This is a genomic window from Nocardia sp. NPDC051981, from assembly GCF_040680715.1.
Classification (GTDB): domain Bacteria; phylum Actinomycetota; class Actinomycetes; order Mycobacteriales; family Mycobacteriaceae; genus Nocardia.
Window position 1 is genome coordinate 49966 of sequence record NZ_JBFAXK010000013.1, and the last position, 20775, is coordinate 70740.

Here is a 20775-nt window from a genome sequence, read left to right on the forward strand (position 1 = left end):
CGATGACCCATACACAGCTCGCCGGGAGCCAGCCCGTGGTCCGGACGTGTCCGTTCAGCCCGCCCGGGGAATACCGGGAATTGCGCGAGCAGGGTCCGGTCGCGCACGTCACCCTGCCGGACGGCATCGACGGCTGGCTGATCACGCGATACGCCGACGTGCGGGCCGTGCTGTCCGACCCGCGTTTCAGCTCGAGGCGTCGCGGTGTCACCGGCAATCACCGTGGCTCGCAGGAGATTCCGCCTCCTCCGCCGGGCTGGTTCATCTTCATGGACGCGCCGGAGCACAGCCGCCTGCGCAAGATGCTCACCGGCCAGTTCACCGTGCGGCGCATGCGCGAGCTGGCCCCGGCGGTGGAGCGGATCGTCGCCGATCACCTGGACGCCATGGCCGGGGCCACCGGTCCGGTCGACCTCGTGCAGGACTTCGCGCTGCCGATTCCCTCGCTGGTCATCTGCGAGCTGCTCGGGGTGCCGTACGCCGATCGTGCTGAGTTCCAGCACAATTCGGCCGCGCTGCTGCGGCTCGGCGCACCCGCCGAGGAGGTGGCGCAGGCTCAGCTGGAACTGAACCAGCTGATCCACCGCCTCGCCGTCCAGAAGCGGACCGAGCTCGCCGACGACATCCTCAGCGCCCTGGTCCGGGACGGGGACCTCACCGATGAGGAGCTGGCGGGCATCGGCGTACTGCTGCTGGTCGCCGGGCACGAGACCACGGCCAACATGATCGCCCTGAGTACCCTGTGCCTGCTGCGCGACCCCGCCCAGCTGGCCCTGCTGCGCGCCGAGCCCGAGCATGCCGACGCCGTGGTGGAGGAGCTGCTGCGCTTCCTGAGTGTCATCCAATTCGGTATCCGCCGAACGGCTTTGGCGGATGTCGAGGTGGGCGGCCGGCTGATTCCGGCGGGCGGCACGGTGGTCGCGCACCTGCCCGCGGCCAACCGCGACCCGGAGCTGTTCCCCGACGATCCGGAAAGCCTGGACCTGCTGCGCCCCCACCGGCCGCACGTGGCGTTCGGCTTCGGCATCCATCAGTGCATCGGCCAGCAGCTGGCCCGGCTGGAGCTGCGCATCGCGCTGACCGCCCTGTTCGAACGCTTCCCGGAGCTGCGGCTCGCGGTGCCGCTCGAGGCGGTTCCGATGCGCGACGAGATGGTCGTCTACGGCGTCCACGAGCTGCCGGTGACCTGGTAGGAGAGGGGATATTCCATGAAGATCCACATCGATGAGAACAGATGCTGCGGCGGCGGTCAGTGCGTGGTGGCCGCACCGGAGGTGTTCGACCAGCGCGACGAGGACGGCATCGTCCTCCTGCTCGATCCCCGCCCGGCCGAGGAGCTGCTGCCGCGGGTACTCGATGCCGCCGCGCGCTGCCCGGCCCTGGCCATCCGGGTGGAGCAGTAGTGCCCGGCCCCGATCACCTTGTGGTGGTGGGCGCTTCGGCCGCCGGGCTGAGCGCGGCCGAGACCCTGCGGCGCGAGGGCTTCACCGGCACGCTCACCCTGATCGGCGAGGAGACCCACGCGCCCTATGATCGGCCGCCGCTGTCGAAGCAGCTGCTCACCGGCGACCGGCAGCCGCCGGATATCACGCTGCGCGATCATGCGGCGCTCGCGGGGCTCGATCTCGAACTGCGATCGGGTTGCCGCGCAACGGGTCTGGACACCGATGCGCGCACCGTCACCCTCTCCGACGGCGACCGGGTGCGCTACGACGGCCTCATCATCGCGACCGGCCTGCGCCCCCGCCGCCTGCCCTTCGGGCACGATCTGGCCGGAATGCACGTGCTGCGGACCCTCGACGACGCTCTCGCCCTGCGCGCGGAACTGGCGGCCGGACCGCGGGTGGTGGTGCTCGGCGCGGGCTTCCTCGGCAGCGAGATCGCCGCGTCCGCACGGGAACTCGGGGTGGACGTCACCCTCGTGGACGCCGAGCCCGCGCCGCTGATCCGCCAGTTCGGTGCCGAGGTCGCGGGCCTGGTGGCCGCGACGCATCGCGACCACGGCGTGCGAATGCGGATGGGCCGCAAGGTTTCCGATATCGAGGGCGCGGACGGCCGGGTCGCCGCCGTGGTGCTCGACGACGGGACCCGGCTGGCGGCCGATGTCGTGGTGGTCGCCATCGGCTCGGTGCCCGCCGTCGACTGGCTGGCCGGATCCGGTGTTCCGGTCGGCGACGGGGTGCGCTGCGACGAATACTGCCGGGCCGCGCCGGGCGTGTACGCCGCCGGTGATGTCGCCAACTGGCCGCATCCGGGCCTCGGCGCGCGGGTCCGGTTCGAGCAGCGCACCAACGCGGGCGAGCAGGCCATCGCCGCGGCCCGCAATCTGCTCGCCGAACCGGGACGGGAAACACCCTATGCACCAACACCTTTCGGCTGGACCGACCACTACGACAGCAAGATCCAAATCCACGGCTGGTGTCCCGCCGCCGCCCGGACCGAGATCGTCGCGGGAGATCCCCGCGAACGCAAGTTCGTCGCGCTCTACCGCATCGGCGACCGGGTCGTCGGGGCGGTGGGCTGGAACAGCGCCCGCACCCTGCGGGAATACCGTGGCCGCGTCACCGCGCCGGGTCACGCCGATGCGTGCGGCGGGTAGGTACCTTGACGACGTGCGGATGATCGCCCGGCTGCGGTGCTGGCTGCGAGTCCGGCCGTGGGCGGCCGACCTCGCGGTCGCGATCGGATGCTTCCTGGTCGCCACCCCGGTGGCCGCGAGCATGGCCTATCTGCGGCACAGCCCGATGGACCGGGCGGTCAGCGGGCTCGCGCTCACCTGCGTGCCGCTGCTGGTCCGCAGCCGGTGGCCGATCCCGGTGGTCGCCGCCACCGTGCTCGTGGAAGTCGCTCGCTACCTGGTGATTCCGTACTCCGCTCCGCCGCCCGCGGCCACCGCGGTCGCGCTCTTCACGGTGGCGAACCGGATGGATCGGCGCACCGCCTGGCTGGCCGGCGTGTGTGCCGCGGTGCCACTGGTCGCCGCCATCCTCATTTCGCAGCCGAGTCCGGGGGATCTGCCCCAGGCGCTGTCCCAGATCGCCTGGACCCTGCTCGGCGTCGCCGCGGGTGATGCGGTGGGCAGCCATCGGAAGCTGCTGGCGGCGGCTCTCGAACGGGCCGAAACCGCCGAACGTGACCGGGAGGCGGAGGCCGCCCGCCGGGTTGCCGAGGAACGCCTGCGGATCGCCCAGGAGTTGCACGACGTGGTCGCCCACCACATCACGCTGGTGAACGCGCAGGCCAGTGTCGCGCACCATCTGATGCGCACCGATCCGGACCACGCCTACGAGGCGCTGGAACGTATTCGCGACACCAGCCGGACCGCCCTCGACGATCTCCGCGCGACCGTCGGAGTGCTGCGCGCGGAAGACGATTCGGGGCATCCGCGCGCCCCCTCACCCGGTCTCGGGGAGCTGACCGAGCTGGTGGAGTCCTTCCGGCACGCCGGGCTGGACGTCACCGTCGAGCGTTCCGGAGAGCCGTTCGAGCTGTCCTCGCTGACCGACCTCACCGCCTACCGAATCATTCAGGAGGCGTTGACCAATACCCGCAAGCACGCTGGGGTACCGACCGCGCGGGTGCGGCTGGACTATCGACCCGACCGGGTGCGGATCACCGTCGAGGACGACGGCCGCCTGCGCGCGGAGACCGGCACCGGCTACGGGATGATCGGCATGCGGGAACGCGTGAAGGCCGTGGGGGGCACGCTCGATGCGGGCCCGGGCCCGCACGGTGGTTTCCGGGTGGACGCCGAACTGCCGCATCGCAACGGCCGAAAGGGCGGGTCATGACGATTCGGGTAGTGCTGGCCGACGACCAGGCGCTCCTGCGCGACACCTTTCGCATGCTCATCGACTCCACCGAGGACATGCGGGTGGTCGGCGAGGCCGCCACCGGCCGCGAAGCGGTCGAACTCGCCCGCACCCAGCAGGCCGACGTCGTGCTCATGGACATTCGCATGCCCGAGCTGGACGGTCTGGCCGCGACCCGGCTGATCAGTGCGGACGAGGACCTCGCCGGCGTGAAGGTGCTGGTGCTCACCACCTTCGAGTACGAGGAGCACGTAGTCGAGGCCCTGCACGCCGGGGCGAGCGGATTCCTCGGCAAGGGGATGAACGCCGACGAGCTGCTCGCCGCGATCCGCACGGTCGTCGCCGGCGACGCCCTGCTGTCGCCCACCGCGACCAAGGCGCTGATCGGCCGCTTCCTGGCCCAGCCGGACCCGGCGCGCTGGGAGCCGCCGCCCGCGCTGGCGGCTCTCACCCCGCGCGAACGCGAGGTGGTCACGCTGGTCGCGTTGGGTCTGTCCAATGACGAGATCGCCGAACGCCTCTTCATCACCGCCCTCACCGCCAAGACCCACGTCAATCGCGCCATGGCCAAACTCGATGCGCGCGACCGGGCCCAGCTCGTCGTCATCGCCTACCGCACCGGCCTGGTCCGCCCCGACACTCCGAGCTGAACCGGGCAGCCTTCCAGTCGGCTACAGCCGAGGGTCGACCGGCTCGGTCTCCAGGGCCAGGATCGCGAACACCGCCTCGTGGACGCGCCACAGCGGCTCCCGGGCCACGAAGCGGTCCAGGGCCTCCAGGCCCAGGGCGTACTCCCGCAGCGCCATGGAGCGCTTGCCGCCGAGGCCGCGGGAGCGCAGGCGGTGCAGCTGGTCGGGGCGCCGGTACTCCGGGCCGTAGATGATCCGGAGGTATTCCGGGCCACGGCATTTCACGCCCGGCTGCACCGGCCGGCCACTGCGGGTGCCGGTGCCGGCCACCAGCGAGCCGAGCGGCTTCACCACCATGCCCTCGCCGCCGGCCGCGGTGAGCTCGGTCCACCACGCCGTCGCGGCGGCTTCGGCCTCCGGGGAGGCGAGGTCGACCAGGCGGCGGCCGGTCGGGGTGAAGAACTCCGGGTCGGCGGCGACCAGGCGGTCGATGCGCTCCAGGTGCCAGTTGTGGTCACGCCCCGCGTAATTCGCGCCGGAGGCGGCCAGCAACTGGAACGGGGCCAGACGCACGCCGTCGAGGCCGTCGGTGGGCCAGCAGTAGCGGCCGTAGGCGGCGGTGAAGGCGCCGGCGTCGGCCCGGCGCGCTCCCGTGCGTGCCGCGAGATCGCCTGCGTCCAAACCGCGTTCGATCGCGGCCGCCAGCACCTCGGCGGCCCGGCCGAGCGAGGCCCGGGCCGCCGCGCCGACCGCGGCGTACTGGTTGCGCAGCAGCCCCAGCGCTTTGGCCGACCACGGCAGCAGCTCGGTGTCCAGCAGCAGCCAGTCGGTGCCCAATTCCTCGAACAGCCCGGCGGTTTCGGCCGCCGTCCGCACCCGGGCCAGCAGCGATTCGGCGCGCGCCGGATCGTCGAAGAACGGGCGGCCGGTGCGGGTGTACACCGCGCCGGTGCTGCCGTCCTCGACGCCGAACCGGTCCCGCGCCGCCTGGGCCGACCGCGAAACCACCACGACCGCACGCGAACCCATGTGCTTCTCCTCGCACACCACGGTGTCCACGCCCTCGGAGCGGTAGTACTCGAAGGCCTGGGCCGGGTGCTCGAGATAGCCGTCCAGGGTGGAGGTGGCGCACGGCGACATGGTCGGCGGCAGGTACACCAGCCAGCGCGGGTCCACGGCGAAGCGGCTCATCACCTCGAGCGCGGCGCTCGCGGCGTCCTCCTGCACGGTGACCCGGCCGAGGTGGCGGGTCTCCACCACCCGCCGGCCCAGTACGTCGTCCAGGTCGAGCACGCCCGGATCCCGCTGCACCACCGCCTCGCCGGTGGCGAAGGTGGCGGCCGCGAGCGGGCGCACGGGCTCGAACCAGACCTGTTCGGCCGGCACCGACACCGGCTCCCGCTCCGGGTAGCGCAGCGCGGTCAGACGGCCGCCGAACACCGCGCCGGTATCCAGGCACAGGGTGTTGTTCACCCACACCAGTTCGGTCATCGGCGTGTGGCCGTAGAGCACCAGCGCCTTACCGCGGTAGTTGTTGGCCCACGGGTACCGCACCGGCAGCCCGTATTCGTCTGTCTCGCCCGTGGATTCGCCGTACATGGCGAACTCGCGCACCCGGCCCGAGGTACGGCCCTGGTACTCCTCCTTCAGGCCGGCGTGCGCGACCACCAGCTTGCCGCCGTCGAGCACATAGTGGCTGACCAGGCCACGCATGAATTCCTGTGCGGTCTTGCGGAATTCGGCGTCCTCAGCCTCCAGCTGGGCGAGCGACTCGGCCAGGCCGTGCGCCACCGTGACGCGGCGGCCGTCGAGCGCGCGCACCAGTTTGAACTCGTGGTTTCCGGTGATACACAGGGCGTTTCCGGATGCGGCCATGCCCATCACCAGCCGCAGCACGCCGGGCGTATCCGGCCCGCGATCGACCAGGTCGCCGACGAACACCGCGGTGCGGCCCTCGGGGTGCCGCGCGTCGACCGCCCGTCCCTCCGTGTCCCGCGCGATGACATAGCCGAGTTCGCCCAGCAGCGTCTCCAGCTCGCTCCGGCAGCCGTGCACGTCGCCGATCACATCGAAAGGCCCGGTGAGATCGGTCTTGTCGTTCCACAGGCGCTCGTCCGCGATGGTGGCGGCCTCGATCTCCTCGACGCCCTTCAGCACGTGCACCTTGCGGAAACCCTCGCGCTCCAGGAACTTCAGCGAACGCCGCAGATCGCGCTGGTGGCGCCCCACCACGTGCGGCCCCAGATCCGCGCGATCCACCCGCAGCGCATTGCGCTGCACGCACACCGCTTCCGGCACGTCCAGCACGATCGCCACCGGCAGGACATCGTGCGCCCGCGCCAGCTCCACCAGCGCCTGCCGCGCCTTGGGCTGCACATTGGTGGCGTCGATGACGGTGCGCAGCCCGCGCCGCAGGCGCACGCCCGCCACGTGGTGCAGCAGCTCGAACGCCTCGGCCGTCACCGACTGATCGGCCTCGTTATCGCTCACCAGCCCCCGGTAGGCGTCCGACGACAGCACCGCCGTCGACCGGAAGTGCTTGTGCGCGAACGTGGATTTCCCGGAGCCGCTGCTGCCGATCAACACGACCAGCGACAGCACCGGAACCGACAGCTCTGCCATCACGCGACTCCTTTCTCATCGCCGTTCTTCCCGTCCCGTTTGGTGAACACAGCCATCTGCGTCGACGCCCCCACTTCCGCATCCTCGGGCCCGATCGGCTCGAACCGCACGACATACCCGTACGTCCCACCGACCCGGTTCGCCCAGTCCGCGAATTCTGCCCGGCTCCACTCGAATCGGTGATCCGAATGCCGGAACGCGCCTGCGTCGAGCCCGTCGTAGCGCACGTTGTACTCGCTGTTCGGGGTCGTCACGACCACGGCGCCCGGAGCGGCAGCCCCGAACACCGCGTGCTCCAGCGCCTGCAACCGCGGCGCGTCCACATGTTCGATCACCTCCATGAGCACCGCCGCGTCATAACCCCGCAATGCGGCGTCGGTATAGGTCAGCGCCCCCTGCCGCAGCGTCACCCGCCGCGACTGCCACTCCGGCGCCCGCCGCAGCCGCCGCGCCGCGATCTTCAACTCGCGCATCGACACATCGATCCCGACGATCTCCGTGAACGCCCGGTCCGCCACCAGCTCCAGCAGCAACGCGCCCTGCCCGCACCCGAGATCGAGCACCCGGCTCGCCCCGGCCGACAGCAGCGCGCGATGCACGGCCGCCCGCCGCAAGACCGCCAGCGATGGGCCGCGTTCGCCGGCCTCCGCGGAACAGGAAGCCTCCGCCCGCGGATCGGTCGCCGGGACCGGATCGCCGGTCCCACCGGAGACCGGGCCGAGGTCGGTCGCCTGCCCTGATATCACTGCACCCGCCCCGATGGTGGCGGCTCTGCTCGCCGAACCGGGCAGCCGCGCGGCGCCCGAATCCTCGTCGGCGAGCGAACTCGTGGCCGCGAGCTCCGTTGCGGCAGCGGAGACTTCACGGCCAAGGTCCGGTGCGGACGAGGTGGTCTCGACACCGGCCCCCTCGTCGTCGATATCGTGCTCGATCGCGCCGAGTTCCTCCGGGTCGGCGTCGTCCAGCTCGGCGAGGCGGGCGAGGGCGGCGCGGACCAGGGTGTGGCGGCGGGTGAGGTAGCGCCGGGTGATCCACTCGCGTTCGGGGTGGGTGGTGAGCCAGCCCTCGCCGAAGCGGAGGAGTTTGTCGATTTCAGCGGTGTCGAGCCAGTAGTGCTTGCTGCCGTCGAGGACGGGCAGCAGGACATAGAGGTGCGACAGCGCGTCGGACAGGCGCAGCGTTCCGGTGAGTTCGAGCCGCAGGTAATGGGAATCGCCCCAGTCCGGGAAGGCCGGGTCCAAGGGAAGGGGAGTGGCCACGACGGTCCAGCCCAGGGGCGCGAAGACCCGCTCGGCGTACTCGGCCCCGCCCTTGCAGGGGACGGCCGGGAGCTCGATGCGCAGCGGGAGCGCGGTCTCGGCCAGCTCGGGACGCTGCTTGCAGCGGCCGTGCAGGGCGGTGCCGAACACCGTCGAAATGGCCACGGACACCAGCGAAGACGCCGCGTACGGGCGATCGTTCACATACTGCCCCAGGCTGAATTCGGGCGTGCTCTTCGACTTCCCGCGCACCAACCGGACGGGATCGATCTCCAGCAGCAGCGCAGCCGTGCAGCGGTCGTCGCCCGCCTCCGGGTAGAGCACGTGCGCGACACCGTAGGACTGCTCGAAAGTCTGTATGCGCGACGGATTCTTGTGCAGCAGGTACCCCAGATCGGAGGCCGGCCAGGCGGCGCCCTCGGGTCGCATACAAGAAATCGTCAACAGCATCCTGAGATGCTCCCGTAGGCCGAGAGCGCCCGCAAATACATTTCCGTCTCGACCTGCGCCGATATCAGCGATGGGCGCGGACCCCTCAGTGTAGGGGGCTTGCCGGGCAACACGATCGCGCTCACACTCGAAAACAGGTGTCCGGGGGAGGTTTTCGTCGGCGGTCCGAGGGGCCGGGGCGAAACGCCGTTCGGGCTCACCGTGATCGGAGAGCTGGGACTCGGGCGGGGAGCTGTGCGACAGGCGGTGGCGGCATGCACCGATTCGATTCGACCCGTCGGCGTGTGCACGCCGGATCGCTCGTGGCGGTCGCGGCACTGGTCAGTGCCTGCGCGATCGCCGGGGCACCACGGGCGGCGACGCCGCAGATGGGGGCACTGGATCTCGGCGGTTACAGCGGGCGGCCGCTCGTCGCGCCGGGGGCGGCCGGGGAAGCCTATGGGCGGCTGATGGAATCGGTGCGGATGGCGGACGCCGTCATCGCGCCGCGCGCCGTCGATCCGACCCTGACGCAGACCGCGGCCATTCCGGTGCCCACCCCGGAGGACGCCGTCGGAATCCTCGCCGACGCCACCCGCGCCACCCTGGCCGCACACGGCATGCTGGCCGGATTCAGCATCGGCGGCACCGACGATCCGACCGGCATCCCGGAGATCGGCACGGCCCGTTCGGTGCGCCTCACCGTCCTGCGCATGCGGGACAATATGACGGCCATCGACGCCGCCCGCGAGATAGATGGGCGCGACTTCGATGTCAACCACGACAATGTCGTCGTACCCTTCTCCGAATACTTTGCGACACACGGTCATTGGCGCACCTTCGTGCCGACGATGGCGGTCACCCTCGCCCACGGCCCGTTCGTGGTGACGCTGTTCGTCACCCATCCGGCCACGGATCTGGCGGCCCTGAAGCAGCTGGCCGAGGCCACCCTCGACGCCGAACTGCCGAAGCTGGACGCCTTCACGCCGACACCGGCCGCGGAACTGTCCGCGCTCCCACTGGATCCCGGCGGCATGCTGAGCCGCCTGCTGCCCGCCGACCCCGGGAAATGGCCCTATCCCGAGCTCTTTCACGACGTGCAGCAACCCATCGCCGGTTGGGGCGGACACCGCAGCGCACGCGGCATCGTCTACGGCCCCGTCCTCGCCGAGCTGTGGGTCAACAGGTCCGGCGCGGACCCGCGCATCCCGGTCGAGAGCATCGCCGTCACGGATTCGGCTCGGCTGCTGCGCTTCTCCGACGCCGTGGCCGCCCGGCACGCGCTGAACCGACTCTCCGAGCCCAGTGCCGGCGAGTCCGTCGCGACCCCGCCGGCGGGCGTCCCGGACGCGGTCTGCCTGCGGGGTCCCGGCTCGAATCCCGCAGCGCGCGAGAGCGACTACACCTGTCTCGTTCTGGCAGGCCGCTACCTGGCGCAGGTCTCCGCGCCGACCGGGCAACTCGTCCACCGCATGGCCGCGGCACAGTACGCGCTGCTGGTCATCGATCGCTGAGCCCGCGGATCGCCGATTCGGTATCCGCTCGGCCGCGTCCTCCCCGGCGAAGAACGATCCCGGCGTGTAGGTTCGGCGCGGCGTCGCAATCCGTGCGGCAATCCGGACTGACGGACAGGAGCGGGAATGCGCTTGGTGGGCAAGGTCGGTGTGATCGGTGCGGTCGCGGCCGCCACGGTGCTGGCGGCCGGGTGCGGCAGCAGCAGTGACAACAAGGCGGCGTCGACCACCACTGGCAAGGCCACGACCAGCGCGGCCGTCGCCACCACGACCCAGAGCAAGGGCCGCGAGTGCACGGCCGACGACATCAAGGTCGACGGCGGCTTCGGGCAGGCTCCCAAGATCACCATCCCGGACGACTGCGACCCGCCCAAGCAGCTCATCGTCAAGGACCTGGTCGCGGGCAGCGGCCCGGCCGCCAAGGCCGGGGATCAGCTGACCATGAACTACACGCTGGTCACCTGGTCGGACAAGAAGGTCCTCGACTCGTCCTTCACCCGCGGTGAGCCCTTCGAGCTGCCGCTGGGCGCGGGCGAGGTCATCAAGGGCTGGGACCAGGGCCTGGTCGGCGTTCAGCAGGGCGCCCGCCGGCTGCTCATCGTCCCGCCGGACCTCGGCTACGGCGCGGGCGGCCACGGCATGAAACCGTACGAGACGCTGGTCTTCGTCACCGACGCCGTCAAGGTCGGTAGTTAGACCCGAACCCCGGGTACCAGGGCGACCGGTCGGCCGACCGGCGTCGCGATGCCCCGTGCAGTGACCGGTTACACGGCCGGAAGGGCCGTCAACTAACCTGGTCGGGATGCGTTCGGGGGGAACCTAGACGTCAACCATGAACTACGAACAAGGAGCATGTCCGTGAAGAGCACCGTCGAGCAGCTGAGCCCGACTCGGGTCCGCATCAATGTCGAGGTGCCCTTCGAGGAGCTGAAGCCGGACTTCGACCGCGCCTACAAGGCTCTCGCGCAGCAGGTCCGGATCCCGGGCTTCCGTCCGGGCAAGGCGCCGGCCAAGCTTCTCGAAGCCCGTATCGGCCGCGGCGCCGTGCTGGAGCAGGTCGTCAACGATGTGCTGCCCAAGCGCTACAGCGAGGCTGTCATCGCCACCGAGGCCAAGGTCATCGGCCAGCCGGAAATCGAGATCACCAAGATCGAGGACGGCGACGAGCTGGCCTTCACCGCCGAGGTCGACATCCGCCCGGAGATCACCCTGCCGGAGTTCTCCTCCATCGCCGTCTCGGTCGACCCGATCGAGATCACCGACGAGGACATCGACGAGCAGCTGCAGTCGCTGCGTCAGCGCTTCGGCACCCTGAAGTCGGTCGAGCGCGCCATCGAGAACGGCGACTTCGTCTCCATCGACCTGTCCGCCACCGTCGATGGCGAGACCGTCGAGGAGGCCTCCACCACCGGCCTGTCTCACGAGGTCGGCTCCGGCCAGCTCATCGAGGGCCTGGACGAGGCCCTGATCGGCCTGAAGGAGGGCGAGTCCAAGGACTTCACCTCCACGCTGGTCGCCGGTGAGTACGCCGGCAAGGAATCCGTCATCACCGTGACCGTGCAGTCGGTCAAGGAGCGCGAGCTGCCCGAGGCCGACGACGAGTTCGCCCAGCTGGCAAGCGAATTCGACACCATCGACGAGCTGAAGGAAGACCTGAAGACCCGCGTCGAGCGCGTCAAGAAGGTTCAGCAGGCCGGTGAGATCCGCGACAAGGTGCTCGAGCAGCTGCTCGAGACCGTCGAGATCCCGCTGCCCGAGGGTGTCGTCAAGGCCGAGGTCGACGCCGTCGAGCACGACGCCGTCCATGGCTTCGACCACGACGAGGCCAAGCTGGCCGAGGCCCTCGAGGCCCAGGGCTCCTCCCTCGAGGAGTTCAAGAAGGACACCAAGGAAGCCGCCGAGAAGTCGGTCAAGACCCAGCTGCTGCTGGACGCCGTCGCCGAGGCCGAGAACACCCAGGTCGGCCAGGACGAGCTGTACGAGCGGATCATCTTCCAGGCGCAGCGCTACGGCATGTCGCCCGATCAGTTCATCCAGCAGATCCAGCAGGCCGGTCAGCTGGGCGCGGTCTTCGCCGACGTGCGCCGCGGCAAGGCCCTCGCCGGTGTCGTGGTCCAGGCCGCCGTCACCGACACCGCCGGCAACGTCGTGGACACCGCCGAGATGTTCGGCAACCCGGCCGCGGAGGCCGAGGAGGTTTCCGCCGAGGAGCTCGCCACCGTCGCCGACGCGACCGAGGCCGCCGAGGCTGACGCCAAGTAAATAAATGCCGGCGCTCCCGCTGTCCGGGGTCTCGGGTGACACCCCGAGAACCCCGAACGCGGGAACGTGAGGTGTTGACGTAAGTTTGCGCTGTGAGCGAAGCAGGGCGGTACCGGGAGTTCGGTGCCGCCCTGCTTCGTTAGGGTTTGTGTCAGCGAATCAGTAGGGGCTTGTTAACCGAGCCGTTGAGAGAGGGCAGGTATCCGTGACAATTCATCAGGCAGGGGTGCGCATGACATCCGCGACTGCTGGTCTGAACCTCAGTGATTCGGTGTACGAGCGCCTGCTGCGCGAGCGCATCATCTTCCTGGGCACTCAGGTCGACGACGACATCGCCAACAAGCTGTGCGCGCAGATCCTTCTGCTGTCGGCCGAGGACCCGACCAAGGACATCTCGCTCTACATCAACTCCCCGGGCGGTTCGGTGACCGCGGGCATGGCCATCTACGACACCATGCAGTTCGCCGAATGCGACATCCGCACGGTCGGCATGGGCCTGGCCGCCTCCATGGGGCAGTTCCTGCTCGCCGCCGGCACCAAGGGCAAGCGCTACGCGCTGCCGCACGCGCGGATCATGATGCACCAGCCCTCCGCCGGACTGGGTGGTTCGGCCGCTGACATCGCCATCCAGGCCGAGCAGTTCGCCTACACCAAGCGCGAACTCAACGAGCTGCAGGCTCAGCACACTGGCAAGTCCATCGAGCAGGTGACCGCCGACGCCGACCGCGACCGCTGGTTCACCGCCGCCGAGGCGCTCGACTACGGGTTCATCGACCACGTGGTCACCCACGCGAGCCAGGCGAACGGCAGCAGCAGCAAATAGTTCCGCAGCCCATCACACAGACTTTGGAGTGACGCGTATGTCCAACATGATCGATCCGCGGGCCGCGGGGATCACCTTCGCCGCCGCCGGCAACCTGCCTCAGTCGCGCTACATCCTGCCGCAGTTCACCGAGCAGACCAGCTTCGGCCAGAAGGTCTCGGACCCGTACAACAAGCTCTTCGAGGAGCGGATCATCTTCCTGGGCAACCAGGTTGACGATGTGTCGGCCAACGACATCATGGCCCAGCTGCTGGTGCTCGAGTCGATGGATCCGGACCGCGACATCACCATGTACATCAACTCGCCCGGTGGTTCCTTCACCGCGCTGATGGCCATCTACGACACCATGCAGTACGTGCGCGCCGACGTCGCCACCGTCTGCCTGGGCCAGGCCGCCTCGGCCGCGGCCGTGCTGCTCGCCGCCGGCGCCCCCGGCAAGCGTGCCGCGCTGCCCAACGCCCGCGTCCTGATCCACCAGCCGTCCACCTCGGGCGGCATCCAGGGCCAGGTCTCCGACCTCGAGATCCAGGCCGCCGAGATCGAGCGCATGCGTCGCCTCATGGAGACCACGCTGGCGCGCCACACCGGCAAGGACGCGGACACCATCCGCAAGGACACCGACCGGGACAAGATCCTGACCGCCGACGAGGCGCAGGAGTACGGCATCGTCGACCAGGTTTTCCAGTACCGCAAGCTCAGCGCCCAGAAGTGAGCTGGGCGGGTGGCGGGGTTCTGTGTGTCCCAGGCGTCCCCGCCACCCCGGCAGGGGTGAGTCCACGCACATGTCCGGCGAGAAACGTGCCCAAGTTGTCGACCTCGGTCAGCCGAAGCGGGTACGGTCACTCTAGGGACCTTTGCTCGTGGTTGTCGGCTCTGCCTCTGCATCCAACACAGGTGTTTGTAATGGGCACCGTGGATACACACAGCCGAATTGGATCCGCAAACTCAGGGGTCACGGCTTACGCTCGAAGAAGGCAGCTCGCCGGCAGCCGGGGACAGACGGTTGCACGCGGACAAGGAAGTAGGGACCCAGGAGATGGCGCGCATCGGTGATGGCGGCGATCTGTTGAAGTGCTCGTTCTGCGGAAAGAGCCAGAAGCAGGTCAAGAAGCTCATTGCGGGACCGGGGGTGTACATCTGCGACGAGTGCATCGACCTCTGCAATGAGATCATCGAGGAAGAGCTCGCCGAATCCAGCGAGGTCAAGCTCGACGAATTGCCCAAACCCGCGGAAATCCGGGATTTCCTGGAGCAGTACGTGATCGGGCAGGACGCCGCGAAGCGAACCCTCGCAGTGGCGGTCTACAACCACTACAAGCGGATTCAGGCCGGCGACAAGGGCCGCGACTCCCGGGGCGAACCGGTCGAGCTGGCCAAGTCCAACATCCTCATGCTCGGCCCGACGGGCTGTGGCAAGACCTACCTGGCGCAGACGCTGGCCAAGATGCTGAACGTGCCGTTCGCCATCGCGGACGCCACCGCGCTCACCGAGGCCGGCTATGTCGGCGAGGATGTCGAGAACATCCTGCTGAAGCTGATCCAGGCCGCCGACTACGACGTGAAGCGCGCCGAGACCGGCATCATCTACATCGACGAGGTCGACAAGATCGCCCGCAAGTCGGAGAACCCGTCCATCACCCGTGACGTGTCCGGTGAGGGCGTGCAGCAGGCGCTGCTGAAGATCCTGGAGGGCACGCAGGCGTCGGTGCCGCCGCAGGGCGGCCGCAAGCACCCGCACCAGGAGTTCATCCAGATCGACACCACCAATGTGCTGTTCATCGTGGCGGGTGCGTTCGCCGGTCTGGAGAAGATCGTCCAGGATCGAGTCGGCAAGCGCGGCATCGGTTTCGGCGCGGAGGTCCGGTCCAAGGCCGAGATCGACACCGCCGACCACTTCGCCGACGTGATGCCCGAGGATCTGATCAAGTTCGGTCTGATCCCCGAGTTCATCGGCCGCCTCCCCGTCGTCGCCTCGGTCACCAACCTGGACAAGGAATCCCTGGTCCGCATCCTGGCCGAGCCGAAGAACGCCCTGGTGAAGCAGTACGTGCGCCTGTTCGAAATGGACGGCGTGGACCTGGAGTTCACCCAGGACGCCCTGGAAGCCGTTGCGGATCAGGCGATCCTGCGCGGCACCGGCGCCCGCGGCCTGCGCGCCATCATGGAGGAGGTGCTCCTCCCGGTCATGTACGACATCCCCAGCCGCGACGATGTCGCCAAGGTGGTCGTCAATGCCGACACCGTGAACGACAACGTCCTCCCGACGATCGTCCCGCGCAAGCGCCAGACCCCCGAGCGCCGCGAGAAGTCGGCGTAAGGCCCTTCCACAAGCAAGAGAGACCGGCTCCGCGAGAATCCCTCTCGCGGAGCCGGTCTCGTTCTCTCGCCACGCGGCCGCGGAGGAGTTACCTGCTCGAGCTGATCACCGTGGAAGGTAGACGCGCGAACAACCTTGTGGCACCGAGTGCTTGATAGAAACCGTCGAGGGTGACCGACAGTCCATGCCTGTTCTCTTCTGTGGGCTGTCCGTTTCCGGAGAGCCAGGGAGTCGGTGACGATCGGTGGAGCCGATCGCGCCCGTCGCGAGGATCGCCGTTGATCCCTCGTGGTTCGCCGTTGAACCTTTACTCCGTTACTTCAGAAATCGGTGTGGCCGGGTCACCTGTTACGACTGGGCGACGGTCCCGATTTCATCGGGACCGGGAAAAGAGAATTTCGCGGCGGGGTCAGCGGCGGGGGAATTTGAAGGTGAGGGGGGCGGGCTCGGGGACCGGGAAACGCTCGCGCGGGGCGACGAACAGAATGGCCAGGCCGAGGGCGGGCATGGCTAGGGCCGCCAGCAGTTCGAGGGTGAAGTTGAGTCCGCTCAGTGTCGGCGGGCGGTGGAAGGCGTGGTAGATGAAGTGCGGCACGCCGAAGACCAGCCACGCCAGCCCGGTGACTCGGGCGATGACGCTGTCGCGGTAGTAGAGCGCGGCGGCGGAGATGGCGCCCAGGGCGAGGAAGAAGGCCCCCACGTCACCGGCCAGGTGATGGTTGTACGGGCCGTCGGCGCGCACCCAGTGCAGGCCGAATCCGGGGAAGCTGGTGTAGAACGATTCGGGCGCCACGACGGCCCACAGGCCGGTGATCACCCCCGTGGCGGTGAGCACGCCGAGCATGATGAGCAGGGCGATCCAGCGCCGCCGGTTGATCTCCAGCCGCATGCTGACCCGCACCCCGTCACCGGTGCCGCGCAACGAGATCCGCACAGGCCCTCCCGCCCTCGCCGAATCACTGTGCTGCCACCGTAATTCGGGGAGCGGGAAGGGACAACCCCGTGGGTCAGATCTGCTCCATCTTCATGTCGTCCGGACCCCAGTAGGCCTTCATGCTGATGATCTTGCCCTCGTCGTTCAGCTCCATCACGTCGATGGGCGAGAGGGTCATGCGGTGCCCGTTGGACACGGTGACAAGGGTGAAGGACGCCGCCACCTTGTTGCCCGCCACCTTGACGGTGTGCAGTTCGGTCTCGCGGTCGAGGTTCTCCAGGGCCTTGTAGAGCTCGCCGATGGCCTCGTGGCCGCGGCGCTCCGGCGTCCCGATCGGATCCTCGATCACCGCGTCCTCGGCGTACAGGTCCACGATCGCCGACGTGGGCCCGGTGGCCACCAGCTTCACATACTGCTCGACCACATCGCGGGGCTGCACTGCCATGGATGACTCCCATCAAGAATTGAAACGTGTTCTATTGCGGAGAGTAACAGCCGGAACGCGCAAAAGAACCCCGCTGCCTCACCCTGTGGAACGGGCGACGATCACATCGCCAGACGGTCCTCACCGGTGTACACATTCATGGTTTCGCCGCGCAGGAAGCCGACCAGGGTGAGACCGGCGTCGGCGGCGAGATCCACGGCCAGCGAGCTGGGGGCGGACACCGCGCCCATGACCGGAATGCCCGCCATGATGGCCTTCTGGACCAGCTCGAAGGAGGCGCGGCCGCTGACCATGAGGACGAGATCGTGTGCGGGAAGCAGATTCTCGCGGATCGCCCAGCCGACCAGCTTGTCCACGGCATTGTGCCGGCCGATGTCCTCGCGCACGGCCAGCGCCGCGCCTTCGGGGGTGAACAGGCCGGCGGCGTGCAGCCCGCCGGTGGCGTCGAAAATCTGCTGGCGGGAACGCAGTTCGTCGGGCAGCTTGGCGAGAGTGTGCACGTCGACGCGGGGCGAATCCGCGGGCATGGCGTACCGGATCCGGGTGCGCACCTCGTCGAGGGCGGTCTTGCCGCACAGTCCGCAGGAACTGTTGGTCAGGAACGGCCTGGGCTGCACCGGGACCGGAGTCCGGAGCTGGATGTCCAGCACGTTGTAGGTGTTCTGCCCGTTCTCGTCGGTGCCCGCGCAGTAGCGGGCGCTGACGATGTCCTCGGCCGAGTCGATGATGCCCTCGGCGTAGAGGAAGCCGTGCACGAGGTCGATATCCGCGCCGGGGGTGCGCATGGTGATCGTCAGCGACTGCCCGCCCGTACGGATTTCGAGCGGTTCCTCCACGGCCAGGGTGTCGGGCCGGGTGACGGTGCCGCTGGGGGAGATGCGCAGGGTGCGCCGGCGCGCGGTGACCCTGCTCATGCGACCGTGCGGGTGTGGCGTTCCAGGCGGATGGTGACCGCCTTGGAAACGGGCGTATTGGAGCGCCGGGCGACGTGGTCCAGCGGGATCAGGGGGTTGGTCTCGGGGTAGTAGGCGGCGGCATTGCCGCGCGGGGTCGGATAGGCGACCAGGCGGAAGCCGGTGACGCTGCGCTCGGTGCCGTCGCCGAACTCGGAGATGACGTCCACCAGATCGTCCTCGGCGAAACCGAGGGCGGTGATGTCCTCCGGATGGACCAGCACCACGCGCCGCCCGTTGTGGATGCCGCGGTAGCGGTCGTCCAGGCCGTAGATGGTGGTGTTGTACTGGTCGTGGCTGCGCAGGGTCTGCAGGATGAGCCGGCCCTCGGGGACCGGCAGCCAGTGCAGGTCGTTGACCGCGAAATTGGCCTTGCCGGTGGCGGTCCGGAATTCGCGGGCGTCACGTGGCGGGTGCGGGAGCTGGAAGCCGTTGCGGCCGCGCACTTTCCGGTTGTAGTCGGCGCAGCCGGGTACCACCCGGGCGATGGCGTCGCGGATCTTGTCGTAGTCGCGCCGGAACTCGCCCCACGGTACGGAGTGGCCCGGACCGAACACGGCCTCGGCCAGCTCGCACACGATGGCGACCTCGCTGCGCAGCTGGTCGCTCACCGGGTCCAGCCGACCGGTGGACAGGTGCACCATGGACATCGAGTCCTCGACCGAAACCTGCTGGCGCACACCGCCCTGCAGGTCCGCGTCGGTGCGGCCCAGGGTGGGCAGGATCAGGGCGGTGCGCCCGTGCACCACGTGGCTGCGGTTGAGTTTCGTCGACACCTGCACGGTCAGTGCGCAATTGCGCAGTGCGGCCTCGGTGACCTCGGTGTCGGGGGTGGCGGAGACGAAGTTGCCGCCCATGCCGAAGAACACCGTGCCACGGCCGTCGCGCATGGCCCGGATGGCATTGACGGTGTCCCAGCCGTGTTCACGCGGGCTGGTGATGCCGAATTCACGGTCCAGGGCGTCGAGGAAGGCGTCGGGCATCTTCTCCCAGATGCCCATGGTGCGGTCGCCCTGCACATTGGAGTGGCCGCGCACCGGGCACACGCCCGCGCCGGGCTTGCCGATCATGCCGCGCAGCAACAGCAGGTTGGTGGCCTCCTCGATGGTGGCGACGCCGTGCACCTGCTGGGTGAGGCCCATGGCCCAGCAGATGATGGTTGCCTTCGACTCGGCCAGCAGCTTCGCGGTGCGGTCCAGGTCTGCGCGGCTGAGGCCGGTGGCCTGCTCGACGATGCCGAGATCGACCGCGCGCATCTGTTTTTCGTATTCGGCGAAGCTCGCGGTGTGCGTATCGACGAAGGCGCGGTCCACGATCGTGCCGGGCGCGCGGTCCTCGGCCTCGAACAGCAGCTTGGCCAGGCCCTGGAACAGGGCCATATCGCCGCCGAGGCGGATCTGCAGGAGATCGTCGGCGATGGTGATGCCGCCGGTGAAACCCTTGACGGTCTGCGGGTCCTTGAAGCCGATGAGCCCGGTCTCCGGCAGCGGGTTGACCGCGATGACCGTCGCCCCGTGCGCCTTGGCCTCGCCGAGCGCGGACAGCATGCGCGGATGGTTGGTGCCGGGGTTCTGCCCGGCCACGATGATGAGGTCGGCCTTGGAGAAGTCGTCGATGGTGACCGAGCCCTTGCCGATGCCGATCGAGCCGGTGAGCGCGGTGCCCGAGGATTCGTGGCACATGTTGGAGCAGTCGGGCAGGTTGTTGGTGCCGAAGCTGCGGACCAGCAACTGGTAGAGGAACGCGGTCTCGTTTGCGGTGCGGCCGGAGGTGTAGAAGACGGCCTGGTCGGGGGAGTCCAGGCCGCGCAGGGTGTCGGCGATGAGGCGGTAGGCCTCGTCCCAGCCGATCGGGGAGTAGTGGGTGTCGCCCTCGCGCAGCACCATCGGGTGGGTGAGGCGGCCCTGCTGGCCGAGCCAGTAGCCGGACTTGCCAGCCAGGTCCTCGAGGGAGTGCTGGGCGAAGAACGCCGGGGTGACGGTGCGCAGGGTCGCCTCCTCGGCGACGGCCTTGGCGCCGTTCTCGCAGAACTCCGCAGGGCGACGCCGACCGGTCGGTTCCGGCCAGGCGCAGCCCGGACAGTCGAACCCGTGCCGCTGATTCACCCGGGCCAGCGTGCGCGCGGTGCGCACCACGCCCATCTCCTCGACGGCGCGCTCCAGTGCGACGGTGACCGCCTTGACGCCCGCGGCCTCGGTCTTCGGTGCGGTGACGGTCAGCGCGGACTCGTCGATATCGCTCTTCGGCGCGGCACGATACATGGTCCCGATTGTCCTCTCCGGCGCGATGGGGCGTCCCAGTCGATACCCGCATCGTAGGGCGCGAACGGGCGAGCCAGCGGACTGGTCGGTCTCGGGTGTGAACGCGGGTGATCACTACCACCGCGACGGCCGTCGGAATCCTGCTGCTCCTGCTGTTCGCTGCCGCATACGCCGAATCGAACGCCCGCACGCTGCGGCGCGGCAGTGCCCGCTTCGCCGCGACCGTCGGGCTGGCCATCAGCACGGGACTGCTCGGAATCGCGGCGGCCGGGGCGGCGTGGGTGCTGTTCGGCCGCGAGCTCACCCTGCCCGGCGTGATCGTCTGCGCCGCAGGCGGTGTCGCGGCCGGACTGGCCCTGGCCGTCGGCTGCCGCCGGGTCGGCAAGCGGTACCGCTATCTGCGGGTGCAACTGCTCCGGGAGCGCGCCTGACCTCGAGGCAGCGCGGTGGTAATGGTGAACCGGGCTTCCGGCGATATACGCACGAGCGCAGCGAGATCGACGACTGCGCCGGGG

General features: G+C 69.2%; 18 protein-coding genes. 12 read left to right on the forward strand and 6 right to left on the reverse strand.

Annotated elements, in window-relative coordinates; translation table 11 throughout:
• Positions 1–2: 2 nt before the first annotated feature.
• Genes AB0L60_RS22680 through AB0L60_RS22700 form a run of 5 tightly spaced genes read left to right on the forward strand, consistent with a single transcriptional unit; the run spans position 3 to position 4462 of the window.
• Positions 3–1193 carry a cytochrome P450 gene (locus AB0L60_RS22680; protein WP_364617126.1) on the forward strand — a complete coding sequence of 397 codons (1191 nt, stop codon included), beginning with the start codon at positions 3–5 and terminating at the stop codon, positions 1191–1193.
• 15 nt (positions 1194–1208) lie between these two features.
• Positions 1209–1403: a ferredoxin gene (locus tag AB0L60_RS22685; protein ID WP_364617128.1), complete on the forward strand. Its 195-nt coding sequence runs from the start codon at positions 1209–1211 to the stop codon at positions 1401–1403.
• On the forward strand, positions 1403–2599 hold the full coding sequence (locus AB0L60_RS22690; RefSeq protein WP_364617131.1) for an FAD-dependent oxidoreductase: 1197 nt from the start codon (positions 1403–1405) through the stop codon (positions 2597–2599). Before AB0L60_RS22685 ends, AB0L60_RS22690 begins: the two co-directional genes overlap by 1 nt.
• Before the next feature lie 19 nt (positions 2600–2618).
• A complete protein-coding gene (locus AB0L60_RS22695) occupies positions 2619–3791 on the forward strand; it encodes a sensor histidine kinase (protein WP_364617414.1) in 1173 nt (390 codons plus the stop codon).
• Positions 3788–4462: a response regulator transcription factor gene (locus AB0L60_RS22700; RefSeq protein WP_364617133.1), complete on the forward strand. Its 675-nt coding sequence runs from the start codon at positions 3788–3790 to the stop codon at positions 4460–4462. Before AB0L60_RS22695 ends, AB0L60_RS22700 begins: the two co-directional genes overlap by 4 nt.
• Before the next feature lie 21 nt (positions 4463–4483).
• On the opposite strand, the gene AB0L60_RS22705 is transcribed toward AB0L60_RS22700, so the two are convergent.
• Positions 4484–7063, reverse strand: a complete 2580-nt coding sequence (locus tag AB0L60_RS22705) for a polynucleotide kinase-phosphatase (protein WP_364617135.1) — start codon at positions 7061–7063, stop codon at positions 4484–4486.
• A complete protein-coding gene (locus AB0L60_RS22710) occupies positions 7063–8772 on the reverse strand; it encodes a 3' terminal RNA ribose 2'-O-methyltransferase Hen1 (protein ID WP_364617137.1) in 1710 nt (569 codons plus the stop codon). Before AB0L60_RS22710 ends, AB0L60_RS22705 begins: the two co-directional genes overlap by 1 nt.
• Before the next feature lie 254 nt (positions 8773–9026).
• On the opposite strand from AB0L60_RS22710, the gene AB0L60_RS22715 reads away from it, so the two are divergent.
• From AB0L60_RS22715 to clpX, 6 genes are all read left to right on the forward strand, one after another.
• Positions 9027–10265 (forward strand): hypothetical protein, encoded by a 1239-nt coding sequence (locus tag AB0L60_RS22715; protein WP_364617139.1) that lies wholly within the window; start codon positions 9027–9029, stop codon positions 10263–10265.
• Between the two features lie 126 nt (positions 10266–10391).
• Positions 10392–10961, forward strand: coding sequence for an FKBP-type peptidyl-prolyl cis-trans isomerase (locus tag AB0L60_RS22720; protein ID WP_364617141.1), 570 nt, complete (start codon positions 10392–10394; stop codon positions 10959–10961).
• Positions 10962–11123: 162 nt separating this feature from the next.
• Complete coding sequence (gene tig, locus AB0L60_RS22725; RefSeq protein ID WP_364617143.1) at positions 11124–12527, forward strand: trigger factor; 1404 nt, start codon at positions 11124–11126, stop codon at positions 12525–12527.
• Between the two features lie 232 nt (positions 12528–12759).
• Positions 12760–13350, forward strand: a complete 591-nt coding sequence (locus tag AB0L60_RS22730; RefSeq protein ID WP_154787680.1) for an ATP-dependent Clp protease proteolytic subunit — start codon at positions 12760–12762, stop codon at positions 13348–13350.
• A 37-nt stretch (positions 13351–13387) separates the two neighbouring features.
• The gene (locus AB0L60_RS22735) at positions 13388–14062 is read left to right on the forward strand and encodes an ATP-dependent Clp protease proteolytic subunit (RefSeq protein ID WP_354834779.1); all 675 of its coding nucleotides are present in this window, start codon (positions 13388–13390) and stop codon (positions 14060–14062) included.
• Positions 14063–14386: 324 nt separating this feature from the next.
• Positions 14387–15667, forward strand: a complete 1281-nt coding sequence (gene clpX, locus AB0L60_RS22740) for an ATP-dependent Clp protease ATP-binding subunit ClpX (RefSeq protein WP_033086574.1) — start codon at positions 14387–14389, stop codon at positions 15665–15667.
• A gap of 409 nt (positions 15668–16076) precedes the next feature.
• Here clpX and AB0L60_RS22745 read toward each other — a convergent pair whose 3' ends face one another.
• From AB0L60_RS22745 to AB0L60_RS22760, 4 genes are all read right to left on the reverse strand, one after another.
• Positions 16077–16601 carry a hypothetical protein gene (locus AB0L60_RS22745; RefSeq protein WP_364617145.1) on the reverse strand — a complete coding sequence of 175 codons (525 nt, stop codon included), beginning with the start codon at positions 16599–16601 and terminating at the stop codon, positions 16077–16079.
• Positions 16602–16674: 73 nt separating this feature from the next.
• Positions 16675–17046 carry a nuclear transport factor 2 family protein gene (locus AB0L60_RS22750; RefSeq protein WP_364617147.1) on the reverse strand — a complete coding sequence of 124 codons (372 nt, stop codon included), beginning with the start codon at positions 17044–17046 and terminating at the stop codon, positions 16675–16677.
• 101 nt (positions 17047–17147) lie between these two features.
• Positions 17148–17960 (reverse strand): formate dehydrogenase accessory sulfurtransferase FdhD, encoded by an 813-nt coding sequence (gene fdhD, locus AB0L60_RS22755; RefSeq protein WP_364617149.1) that lies wholly within the window; start codon positions 17958–17960, stop codon positions 17148–17150.
• On the reverse strand, positions 17957–20260 hold the full coding sequence (locus AB0L60_RS22760) for an FdhF/YdeP family oxidoreductase (protein ID WP_364617151.1): 2304 nt from the start codon (positions 20258–20260) through the stop codon (positions 17957–17959). The genes fdhD and AB0L60_RS22760 overlap by 4 nt, the downstream gene beginning before the upstream one ends.
• Positions 20261–20367: 107 nt before the next feature.
• On the opposite strand from AB0L60_RS22760, the gene AB0L60_RS22765 reads away from it, so the two are divergent.
• Positions 20368–20691 carry a hypothetical protein gene (locus tag AB0L60_RS22765; RefSeq protein ID WP_364617153.1) on the forward strand — a complete coding sequence of 108 codons (324 nt, stop codon included), beginning with the start codon at positions 20368–20370 and terminating at the stop codon, positions 20689–20691.
• Positions 20692–20775: the final 84 nt, after the last annotated feature.

Coding starts and splice junctions, on each gene's coding strand:
- AB0L60_RS22680 (WP_364617126.1), top strand. CDS start 3: ATGACCCATACACAGCTCGCCGGGAGCCAGCCCGTGGTCCGGACGTGT.
- AB0L60_RS22685 (WP_364617128.1), top strand. CDS start 1,209: ATGAAGATCCACATCGATGAGAACAGATGCTGCGGCGGCGGTCAGTGC.
- AB0L60_RS22695 (WP_364617414.1), top strand. CDS start 2,619: ATGATCGCCCGGCTGCGGTGCTGGCTGCGAGTCCGGCCGTGGGCGGCC.
- AB0L60_RS22700 (WP_364617133.1), top strand. CDS start 3,788: ATGACGATTCGGGTAGTGCTGGCCGACGACCAGGCGCTCCTGCGCGAC.
- AB0L60_RS22705 (WP_364617135.1), bottom strand. CDS start 7,063: ATGGCAGAGCTGTCGGTTCCGGTGCTGTCGCTGGTCGTGTTGATCGGC.
- AB0L60_RS22710 (WP_364617137.1), bottom strand. CDS start 8,772: ATGCTGTTGACGATTTCTTGTATGCGACCCGAGGGCGCCGCCTGGCCG.
- AB0L60_RS22715 (WP_364617139.1), top strand. CDS start 9,027: ATGCACCGATTCGATTCGACCCGTCGGCGTGTGCACGCCGGATCGCTC.
- AB0L60_RS22720 (WP_364617141.1), top strand. CDS start 10,392: ATGCGCTTGGTGGGCAAGGTCGGTGTGATCGGTGCGGTCGCGGCCGCC.
- AB0L60_RS22730 (WP_154787680.1), top strand. CDS start 12,760: ATGACATCCGCGACTGCTGGTCTGAACCTCAGTGATTCGGTGTACGAG.
- AB0L60_RS22735 (WP_354834779.1), top strand. CDS start 13,388: ATGTCCAACATGATCGATCCGCGGGCCGCGGGGATCACCTTCGCCGCC.
- clpX (WP_033086574.1), top strand. CDS start 14,387: ATGGCGCGCATCGGTGATGGCGGCGATCTGTTGAAGTGCTCGTTCTGC.
- AB0L60_RS22750 (WP_364617147.1), bottom strand. CDS start 17,046: ATGGCAGTGCAGCCCCGCGATGTGGTCGAGCAGTATGTGAAGCTGGTG.
- fdhD (WP_364617149.1), bottom strand. CDS start 17,960: ATGAGCAGGGTCACCGCGCGCCGGCGCACCCTGCGCATCTCCCCCAGC.
- AB0L60_RS22760 (WP_364617151.1), bottom strand. CDS start 20,260: ATGTATCGTGCCGCGCCGAAGAGCGATATCGACGAGTCCGCGCTGACC.